Here is an 8,053-nt window from a genome sequence, read left to right on the forward strand (position 1 = left end):
GTCTTACGCCGCTTTCACCACCCACAGGTTCGTAAAATACGGCAGCGGTTCTTTCGGTAATGAGGTTTAAATCCTCAAAATGCTCACGGGCTATTTTGCGTATATCGGGTAGGGTAGGTCTAAAGTTTCTTTTAAATTCCTCGTCTCCTAAAGAGAGTGCCCCTTGTGTGCTGCCGTGGTAGGCATTATGATAAGCGATAATTTCTGTTCTTCGGGTATATCTTTTGGCCAGTTTCATGGCTCCTTCTACGGCTTCTGTGCCAGAGTTGGTAAAATATACATTGTCTATGCTTAAACCACTGCTGGTTTTATAATGACTTAGTGTGTCGGTAAGGGCTTTGGCTAATAGCACTTGCGGGCTTTGCACATATTCGCCATACACCATCTGGTGCAGGTATTGGTCTGCTTGGTCTTTAATGGCCTGTACCACTTTTGGGTGCCTGTGGCCCACATTACTAACGGCTATTCCCGCTATGAGGTCAATGTACTTTTTGCCAGACTTGTCTATCAAATAAACCCCCTCGGCTTTGGTAAATTCCAGTGCCAGCGGGAAATCGCTCGTTTGAGCCATATTTTCTAAGAAAAGTTGTCTTAAGTGCATGGTCGTTTAATCTGTTTCAAAAAATGCGGAGCTGCCGCCTACCCAGTCAAAATCTTTATTATAATCTACTCCAATCATCTCTCCTTGGCTTAGCCTAGCCAAGTTGGTCATTAGCCTTGGGTTTCCTTTGTCTTCTGGCCATATGTATAGTAGGCGAACTTCTGCTTTTATAAGGGTGCCATCTGGCTTTTTAACAATCGGCTCGTATTGTACTTTTCTTTGAAGCAGGTAGTTCTCCTTGTCTTTTATGCTGTCTAGTTTTTCTGCCGAAGGGTGTAGGTCTACGCCGTGTCCTGCAAAAGAGAAAAGTGGCTTAAGCACATAGTTGTTCAGGTCTTCTGGGTATGCTTTTAAAGCATCCAAATATTTGCTTTCGGGGATGTACTTTCCTTTAAGCAAAGGCATACAAAACTTACTCACCCTATAAAACCAGTTTGGATGCGTAATCCATTTTAATTTGGCCTTTTTTATGAAGTCAATCCTTACTTTAAGCTCCGGGTAGTTTTGCTCTATATCGTCAAAAATAATCCTGTTATATATCCGGTCAATCCTGATTTCCTCTTCACTGTTTTTATAGTAAAGATGTTCGCCTTTTAAGAAAACTTGGCTCAAGCAAACGGTGTCTATGCCCCAGTAGGTTTTCGTGATTTCAAAATCCAATTTTGTTTTTTGCTTACTGGGGTAAACTTCCAGCAAAATGGTATTTTCTGAAGATTTTCCCTTTAGGATTTTCTCCATTTCATTGATATAAGAAAAAGCGTTTAACTTATTGAAATAAGGAGAAAAGCTGTTGGATATAGCAAAAAACTTCTTGTATTTACCTGCCAAATAACTCTGGTAAGCAAATAGGCTTGGGAAGCCTTGCAGCTCTATCAGTTGCGGTTCTAGCTCTCCGTCTGCAGATTTGGCAATGGCAAAATCTATGGACAAAAAATGAGGATTTTTAGATTCTCCGTTAAAGCGGTATTCTGCAGGAATGGCCTTTTCCGTTTTGGCTATAAAGTCGTCTTTTTTGATACCATTGATGACATCGTTTGCCGCCATTAAAAACTTAGACTTAAGTTCTCTGGTAATGAAAATGGGACTTTCGGCTATTCTAAAATCTAAGGCTCCCGGAAACTCGCTGTTGATCTCCGAAATCATGCTCTCATATTTCTCTGTAGAGAAAGAGGCGTTAAAGCTTTCGCGTTCTTTTAGATGCATTATTGCTGACTAGATATAATGAGCTGCGGAACATTTTTGATGCTCTGCAAAGCATGATTTAAAAATCTTGGAATGATGACGGATTCCGTCAATAGTATTTTGTCTGGGTCGTCAAGTTGCATTATCATCTCCTCATACTTTTCTTCTCCGTGCTCATTGACCACTGCCAATTTCTTGTCTGACTGTAAAAAATAACGCTGCATGCCTTCCGCATCTGCTTCTGGATGAAACTGAACGCCCACCACCTCATCTGTAAGCCTAATACCCATAATAGCTCTTTCTAGCGGAATGTGCGGTCTTATCTTTTCCAATGCCAGTATTTTGGCATTCATTTTTTCCAGCTGCTCTGTATTGGGCTGAATGACCTGATAATCTCTAGAGTCCACGGCCCAAAAAGGGTCTTCTAGTCCTTCAAACAACACCTCGCCTTTGGCTTCTGGCGTTTGATGAATGGGCATAACGCCAAAAGAGGTAGATTTTCTTTCACATACCAGTCCAAAACCAAAACGCTGAACCATCAACTGGAACGAGTGGCAGATAAGAAACAAGTGTTTTTTATGGTCGTTGACTTTGTTGTGATTTAGTACGGCATCTAAGAAATTAAAAAATTTGGTTTCCCATTGAAAACCTTGGATTACTGGGCTTCCAGGGCCTCCGGTAGAGATAAAGATGTCGTAAGCCTCTATTTCTGGAAGTGCTGCATCTCCTCTTACATCAAAGATATCGTAGTTTCCCTTTATATTTTCTTGAGATAGAAATGCCCCTAAAAGCATCTTTATGCATCTCATTCCCTCATTGGGGTAGCCATCGTAAAGGTCGAGTATGGCTATTTTTACTTCGGTAGACATTGATTTAAGCTCTTAATTCTGTTACGCTACAAAGGTCGTTATTTTTGGTTCAAAGACCGAATTTGGTTTCGTCTATTATGTAGTCCACTACACTTTTAAGATCTCCGGTTTCATTATACACAGCCAGTTGCCTGTCTGCACCTGTACCATTTTTCATAATTTGGTGTACATATTCCACTTCTTTTCTAGAGCCTAAATCGTCTAAAACATCGTCTATGAAATGAAGGAGCTCATGTACCAAGTCTTTAAAAGGTACTTCTATTTCCTTTCCAAAATCTATCAAATTGGCATGAATGCCGTCTCGGGCAGCACGCCATTTATTCTCGGCTATCAGTATGCGTCTGTAGCTTCTAAAGCTCAGGTTTTCTTGTCTTATTTTGTGCAGCTTCGCAATGAGTGCCTGCATAATGGCCGCCAAACAGATGGTTTCGTCTAACCTCATGGGCACATCACAGATACGGTATTCTATGGTAGGGTAGAAGGGGTGCACCCTGATGTCCCACCAGATTTTCTTGCCGTTGTCAATGCAATTGGTTTTTACCAAAAGGTTCACATAATCATCGTATTCGGCTGCAGAACTGAAGTAATCTGGAATTCCTGTCCTCGGAAATTTGTCGAAAACCTTGGAGCGGTAAGACATAAAACCGGTGTCTCTGCCACACCAAAAAGGCGAGTTGGTACTCAAAGCATGAATGTGAGGAAGGAAATATCTTACCTCATTCATGATTTTTATGGCTTCTTGGCGGTCTTCAATGCCTACATGAACGTGCAGACCAAAAATGAGGTTACCACGAGCCACATCTCTCATTTCATTGATGATTTCGTCGTAACGTTCATCCACGGTGATGAGCTGGTTCACCCAGTCAGAAAATGGATGCGTACCAGCAGCAGCCACTTTGAAGTTCTTCTCTTCGGCGAGGCTGATCACATTATTTCTTAGAAACTGTACTTCTTCTCTAGCTTCCGCAATGTTCTGACAGATGTTGGTACCCGTTTCCACCACGGCCTGGTGCATTTCTTGTTTGATACGCTCCTGCAGAATCACCTGACCTCTGTCTACAATCTGAGACATATGAGATTTCAATTCCCGCGTTTCCGGGTCTATAATCTGAAATTCTTCTTCTATGCCTAGGGTGAATAATGACATTGTTTTGTTAATAGCGTTTAAAATTTAGATATATATAAAGAAGTCCAAGAAATATTAAATTCTTAAGTCAGTGGAGCATTGAATCATTCACCTTTAACCTTTAACCTTTAACATATGGTATCATTGAAAAAGAATCATAAAAACATTGAATCATTGGAGCATTAAATCATTGTAACCCTTAACCTTCAACCTTGAACCAATACCACATTGGAGCATTAAATCATTGTAACCATTAACCCTTCAACTTTTAACCATTAACCCATTGGAGCATTAAATCATTGTAACCAGTAACCCTTCAACTTTTAACCATTAACCCATTGAATCATTGGAAAAAGAATCATTAAATCATTGAATCATTAAAACATTGAACCATTGAATCATTGGAGCATTAAATCATTGTAACCATTAACCAATAACTTCTAACATATGCTACCATTGTTGAACCTTCAAAATATCCTCCTTGGTAATAGAAGACTGCAAGAAAGTACCCCAAGTACAGTTGTTTACACCTGGTTTATTACTCTTTGCTCTCGCAATCGCCATTTTAGCAGAATTCTCTACCACCCAGTCAAAGTTCTCTTGACCTACAGAGTATACATCCGCATCTGGAGCAGGATTACAAAAATCTATGGCATATGGAATACCGTCTCTAATGGCAAACTCCACCGTATTGAAATCATAACCCAATGCCTGATTTAGCTGTATCACATATTTCGTAATGAGTGTCATTAGTTTTTTGTGTTCGGGCCCTGTGGTTTTTGGTTGCGTCGCATAACGCAAATGAGCAGGGTTTCTAGGCTCATAAGGCATGATAAGGACGTTTTTACCGTCAAGACAGTAGCATCTGTAATAATCTGTGAAATCTATTTCCTCTTGCAGCATCATGACCAACTGTCCTGTTTCTTCATGCTTATGCCAAAGGTCAGACTCGCCTGTAACTTTATAAACGCTTTTCCAGCCACCACCGTCATGCGGTTTCAAATAAGCAGGAAATCCTATTTTCGAAAACATTTCGTTCCACTCCATCGGGAATTTAAGGTTTCTAAAGCTGGTCTCCGAGGTATCGGTGGGCCTCTCTTTAGAAGGAAGCAGCATGGTTTTAGGAACCGGTATTCCTAGTTTTACGGCCAAGCAGTTATTAAAGAATTTCTCATCTGCACTCCACCAAAAAGGATTATTGATAACCGCAGTGCCACATAAAGCGGCATTTTTAAGATAGGCCCTGTAAAAAGGTACATCTTGAGAAATACGATCAATGATAACGTCATACTCCGTTTCTACACCCTGTTCTACTTTTCCTATCTGAACTTGCTCGGCTATGATGTCTTTTTTGCCTGTAAGTTCATTTACCCGTTCCACAAATGCATGCGGGTAGGTGTTTTCCATTCCGAAGAGAATACCAATTTTTTTCATTTTAGATATTTTAAAGTTCAAAAGTTATGAGAGACTTTTGAGAAAACAAATACTGTTTCAAATAGACTAAGTACTTCTTTATTTTCAATGTAAAAATGCAGAAATATATTCAGGGAACATCATGTTCCAAAGAGGCCAATCATGGGTTATCCATTTTTTCTCATCGTACCAGTGGTTTATTTGCTTGTCGCCCATGAGTTTAGACAAACTTATATTGTCTTCTCGGCAAATGTCCCAATCTGAAGTGCCCAAAACTATATTCATGTGATTATAAATCCAACTGTCTGAATGAGGTAAAAAATCAACAGGGTTATTAAAGTAGACCTCGTCGTTAAAAAAGTCATCTAAAAAGTTACGGATGTTAAAAGACCCACTCATAGAAATGAGAAATGCAACCACATCGGGGTTTTTCAAGGCAAAATTCGTGGCATGATAACCACCAAAACTACAGCCGGCTATGCCTATTCTGTGTGTATTTGATGCCTTCTGAATGAATGGAACAAGTTCGTACTTTAAAAAATGGGTGTATTTAGTATAATTGGCAATTCGTTCTTGGCCAGAGAGGTGTTTGGCATAAAAGCTATCGTGGTCAATACTGGCCACGGAATATATTTTAATATCACCATGGTCAATTTTGTCGGCCACACTGTCTATTAATCCGAAGTTTTTATTTTGAAAAACGTCTCCCATAGAGGTTGGGAATAGTAAAACTGGAAAACCCCAGTGTCCATAAGTCATCAATTCTATATCTCTACCCAAGGCATGGGAATAAAACGCGGTGTGATTTTCTTGCACTTGATTCTGTTGTTAATGAATGGATGAATTAATTTTGTAACAAATTAGTCGAAAACAGATAGAAAGAAACATTTAGGTTTAACAATTTTCGATTTTCATCCGTTTAAAAGCTAAGCATGAAGTTATTTAAAAAGGCCTCTTTGGTCTCTGGTCTTCTTAAGAGAACTGTTATCTATGATTTGGTGCTTCCACCAGGCTATTCAGATAGCAAGATATACACCCTACTTTTAATGAACGACGGGCAGGATTTTGAGCGACTAAGGATGGGTGAAGTCCTGGAGGATTTCTGGAAAAATAATGGTCAAGCCTTTATTTTTGTGGGGGTGCACTGTAATGAAAACAGGCTGTCGGAATATGGAACTGTGGGTGTTTTAGATTTTAAGGGCAGGGGAGATAAATCCTTTTTATACCAAGGTTTTATTTTAAAGGAATTACTTCCAGAGCTTAAATCTAAAGTCAATCTGAAAGATGCCGATCATGTTTTCTGTGGTTTTTCTTTAGGAGGTTTGTCGGCTTTTGATATGGTCATTGAAAACCCGGATACTTTCTCCAAGGCAGGGGTTTTTAGTGGTGCTTTATGGTGGCGAAGTGTAGATTATGGGGCACAATACCAAGACTCCAAACACAGAATCATCCATGAGAAAGTGAAGTCCATCCCCTATAAACGTAACCTTAATTTCTGGTTTCAGTGTGGCACAGAAGACGAAACCGCCGACAGGAATAATAACGGCATTATAGATGCCATAGACGACACCCAAGACCTGATGGAGCTATTGATTCAAAAAGGTTTTAAATTAGACTCGGATATAAAGTATCTGGAAGTCCTAGGTGGAAAACATAATCAGGAAACCTGGCATGGGGCTATGCCGCATTTTTTAGACTGGGCTTTTAACGCTTAGCTTAGACATAAAAAAGACTCCATGAATTTAATCATGGAGTCTTCTCTGTATGCTTAGCAAATATATTTATTTGGTTTTACCTCTTGCTCCGGCAGCATGAATGATAGCAGCACTTGCCACCTGCTTTAATTGCTCTGGAGTTCTATATCCTAATGCCTGATGAACCACTTTTTGAGTTTCAGGGTCAATAAATAAAAGCGTAGGGTATGCCCTCACAATATATTTTTTGGCTATTGATGGACCTTCTCCTTTTTCCATGTCAATCTTAGTACTTAAGAAATGCTCATTGAAATATTTTCCTAATTCCTCATTTGGGAAAACATTATTCTGTAACAATTTACATGGCCCGCACCAGGCGGTATAAGCATCTAGGAAAATAAGTTTGTTCTCAGCTTTAGCTTTCGAAACAACCATTGCCCATGAATTTTCTTCAAACTTTATTCCGCTTTGTGCCATGGTAGCCAAGCTCATAAAGCCAAGAAATAAGGAAAGTATAGCGATTTTTTTCATTCGTAGTCTTTGTATTTTATCAACTAACGGAGTTTATACCGTGTTTGGTTTGTTTTTAGACGAAACTTTCGTCAATAATCATTTTACAAAGATTAAGCCAATCTCAAATATTGACTCAGACCTTAATCTTCATCATCGTCATCTGAATCACTATCTTCATCATTTTCCACGTCGGTATTGATATAATCAAGATCGCTAAACTTGTCCGCGTATTCTTCTTTGATTTCTTCTTTAAGGTTACCATCATCGTCAAAATCATCATCATCCTCAATAATGGATTCTGCTTTCTCCACAGTCATCCTTACCAGATAATATCTTTCATCCGTCTCAAAAGGAAGAGCAGAAACATAGGCTCCATCTTTATTAGTGAAACGGATAAGGTGATCTGCAAAACCAAATGGGTAGGACAGTTTAATTTGTTCTTGAATGGTTTCCTCCAATTTATCGAAATCTTTGATAACCCTAGGCTTACTGATATTTTGACTCATAAGTGACAGTCTTTTATTGAAAATTTCTGCTAAGTAAATTTGAATTAGCGGACATATGCAAACGATGTGACCAAATATTTTTTTATCAGTTCATAAACCATGCTGAAAATGTGGCTAGTACTGATGAAATTATTTTTCACAAAAAACAC

Annotated in this window: 9 protein-coding genes; 1 reads left to right on the forward strand and 8 read right to left on the reverse strand. The window is 39.2% G+C overall.

What is annotated here, in order from left to right:
* The 6 genes from ACTBZY_RS22270 to ACTBZY_RS22295 all read right to left on the reverse strand — a co-directional run.
* Nucleotides 1–601: aspartate aminotransferase family protein (locus ACTBZY_RS22270; RefSeq protein WP_463048601.1), on the reverse strand; the 601-nt coding region annotated here is incomplete at its 3' end.
* Between the two features lie 6 nt (nucleotides 602–607).
* Entirely contained in the window at nucleotides 608–1,804 is a 1,197-nt protein-coding gene (locus ACTBZY_RS22275; RefSeq protein WP_463048602.1) for a hypothetical protein, read from the reverse strand.
* A complete protein-coding gene (locus ACTBZY_RS22280; protein ID WP_463048603.1) occupies nucleotides 1,804–2,652 on the reverse strand; it encodes a type 1 glutamine amidotransferase in 849 nt (282 codons plus the stop codon). The genes ACTBZY_RS22275 and ACTBZY_RS22280 overlap by 1 nt, the downstream gene beginning before the upstream one ends.
* A 49-nt stretch (nucleotides 2,653–2,701) precedes the next feature.
* A complete protein-coding gene (locus ACTBZY_RS22285; RefSeq protein WP_463048604.1) occupies nucleotides 2,702–3,799 on the reverse strand; it encodes a carboxylate-amine ligase in 1,098 nt (365 codons plus the stop codon).
* 429 nt (nucleotides 3,800–4,228) lie between these two features.
* Nucleotides 4,229–5,212 carry an ATP-grasp domain-containing protein gene (locus tag ACTBZY_RS22290; protein ID WP_463048605.1) on the reverse strand — a complete coding sequence of 328 codons (984 nt, stop codon included), beginning with the start codon at nucleotides 5,210–5,212 and terminating at the stop codon, nucleotides 4,229–4,231.
* An 84-nt stretch (nucleotides 5,213–5,296) separates the two neighbouring features.
* Entirely contained in the window at nucleotides 5,297–6,007 is a 711-nt protein-coding gene (locus tag ACTBZY_RS22295) for an alpha/beta hydrolase-fold protein (protein WP_463048606.1), read from the reverse strand.
* Nucleotides 6,008–6,123: 116 nt separating this feature from the next.
* On the opposite strand from ACTBZY_RS22295, the gene ACTBZY_RS22300 reads away from it, so the two are divergent.
* Nucleotides 6,124–6,906, forward strand: coding sequence for an alpha/beta hydrolase (locus ACTBZY_RS22300; RefSeq protein WP_463048607.1), 783 nt, complete (start codon nucleotides 6,124–6,126; stop codon nucleotides 6,904–6,906).
* Between the two features lie 66 nt (nucleotides 6,907–6,972).
* On the opposite strand, the gene ACTBZY_RS22305 is transcribed toward ACTBZY_RS22300, so the two are convergent.
* Together ACTBZY_RS22305 and ACTBZY_RS22310 are read right to left on the reverse strand one after the other, a co-directional pair.
* On the reverse strand, nucleotides 6,973–7,416 hold the full coding sequence (locus tag ACTBZY_RS22305) for a thioredoxin family protein (RefSeq protein WP_463048608.1): 444 nt from the start codon (nucleotides 7,414–7,416) through the stop codon (nucleotides 6,973–6,975).
* 122 nt (nucleotides 7,417–7,538) lie between these two features.
* Nucleotides 7,539–7,904 (reverse strand): hypothetical protein, encoded by a 366-nt coding sequence (locus ACTBZY_RS22310; RefSeq protein ID WP_463048609.1) that lies wholly within the window; start codon nucleotides 7,902–7,904, stop codon nucleotides 7,539–7,541.
* Nucleotides 7,905–8,053: the final 149 nt, after the last annotated feature.

The organism is Arcticibacterium sp. (genome assembly GCF_055134445.1).

Coding starts and splice junctions, on each gene's coding strand:
- ACTBZY_RS22275 (WP_463048602.1), bottom strand. CDS start 1,804: ATGCATCTAAAAGAACGCGAAAGCTTTAACGCCTCTTTCTCTACAGAG.
- ACTBZY_RS22280 (WP_463048603.1), bottom strand. CDS start 2,652: ATGTCTACCGAAGTAAAAATAGCCATACTCGACCTTTACGATGGCTAC.
- ACTBZY_RS22285 (WP_463048604.1), bottom strand. CDS start 3,799: ATGTCATTATTCACCCTAGGCATAGAAGAAGAATTTCAGATTATAGAC.
- ACTBZY_RS22290 (WP_463048605.1), bottom strand. CDS start 5,212: ATGAAAAAAATTGGTATTCTCTTCGGAATGGAAAACACCTACCCGCAT.
- ACTBZY_RS22300 (WP_463048607.1), top strand. CDS start 6,124: ATGAAGTTATTTAAAAAGGCCTCTTTGGTCTCTGGTCTTCTTAAGAGA.
- ACTBZY_RS22305 (WP_463048608.1), bottom strand. CDS start 7,416: ATGAAAAAAATCGCTATACTTTCCTTATTTCTTGGCTTTATGAGCTTG.
- ACTBZY_RS22310 (WP_463048609.1), bottom strand. CDS start 7,904: ATGAGTCAAAATATCAGTAAGCCTAGGGTTATCAAAGATTTCGATAAA.